Source organism: Curtobacterium sp. MCSS17_011, assembly GCF_003224275.1.
Lineage (GTDB): Bacteria > Actinomycetota > Actinomycetes > Actinomycetales > Microbacteriaceae > Curtobacterium.
In genome coordinates, this window is the sequence record NZ_QKLE01000058.1 from 1 (window position 1) to 1,424 (window position 1,424).

The window sequence follows — 1,424 nt, forward strand, 5'->3', positions numbered from 1 at the left end:
GTGAACTGGTCCCGGTTTGTTGGACCGTGAACTCAGATTAGGCCGCGAGGGCGTGAGCTCGGTATTGAACCGGGCTCATGCCCTCGAGTCGTTCCTGGGAGCGGTCGGTGTTCCACCAGGTGATGTAGTCATGGATCGCGTCGTCGAGCGTGGTGATGCTGTCGAAACGGGTCGGGTGGAACATCTCGGCTTTCAGATGGCCGAAGAAGTTCTCGATGATCGCGTTGTCGTGGCAGTTGCCCTTCCGCGACATCGATTGGGACGCGCCGGCAGCTGCCAGCAGTGACCGCCAGGACCGGTGCTGGTAGTGGACGCCCTGGTCCGAGTGCACCAGCGGTGCCGCCCCGAGCGCTGTGTGGAAAGCGTCGCGGAGCGAGCCGTGGGTGAGTTCCAGGGTCGGGGACGTTCCGGTTCGATAGGCGATGATCTGCCGGTCGAAGAGGTCCATCACCGGTGACAAGTAGAGCTTGTGCTCACCAACCCGGAACTCCGTCACGTCCGTGACCCATTTCTGGTTCGGCGCTGTCGCGGTGAAGTCCCGGTTCAGCAGGTTCGGTGCAACCTTTCCGACCTCGCCGCCGTAGGACGAGTATCTGCGTCGACGACGCACCAGGCAGACCAGGTCCTGGCGTCGCATCAACGCCAGCACCGTCTTCTTCGCCACCGGCCCCGTCCGGCGGAGCTCGGCGTGGATCCGCCGGTGCCCATAACGGCCGTTGGTGCGGACGAAGATCGCGCGGATCGCGTCCGCGGTGTCAGCGTGCCGGTCAGGTTCGCGCGAGCGGGCTTGCTGGTAGAAGAACGTGGAGCGAGCAAGACCGGCGATCTGCAGCAGCGTCTGTAATGCGTGTTCGGCCTTGCAAGCGGCAACGGCTGCGGTCTTCACCGACGCCGTTGCTGCGCCTGCAAGGCCCGCAATTTTCCCAAGTACGCGTTCTCTGCCCGCAAGTACTCGTTCTCCCGCCGGAGTCGTTCCAGCTCGCTGAGATCGGTGTCCGGCTTCGCTTTCGGGCGCCCCGTTGGGCGCGGCCGGAGGGCGTCCTCACCGTCCTTGCGAACCTGGTTCACCCATTTGCGCAGCAGCAGCGCTGATGAGAGCCCTCCCTCGGAGGCGAGCGCATCGGCTGACTCCCCGGCAAGGAAGCGGCGCACGAGGTCACGTTTGACCTCGAACGAGTACGAGCGTCTGGGGGAATCCACGAGCACCTCCGGACCATGCAGCAACCACCGTTGATGCAAGCGTCGCACCGGTTTCCGTGTCACTCCTAGCCGACGAGCCGTCGCCCAATCACTCAACCCCCGACCGAACCACTCCACCGCAGCCACACGCTGCGCACTCGTCAACGACGACGCGGTACCACCCACACGAACCATCCCCGGATCTTGAACCGACTAATCAGTCCAAGAACCGGGGACCAGTCCAC

1 protein-coding gene is annotated in these 1,424 nt (G+C 64.3%); it reads right to left on the minus strand.

Annotation, left to right across the window (positions count from 1 at the left end; genetic code table 11):
• Positions 1–37: 37 nt before the first annotated feature.
• Positions 38–1,296, minus strand: a protein-coding gene (locus DEJ17_RS17435) for an IS3 family transposase (protein WP_375342580.1) whose coding sequence is annotated in 2 segments (ribosomal slippage) — positions 38–924 and positions 924–1,296 — 1,260 coding nt in all. Because the reading frame shifts where the segments join, the coding sequence is not laid out codon by codon here.
• Positions 1,297–1,424 lie beyond the last annotated feature (128 nt).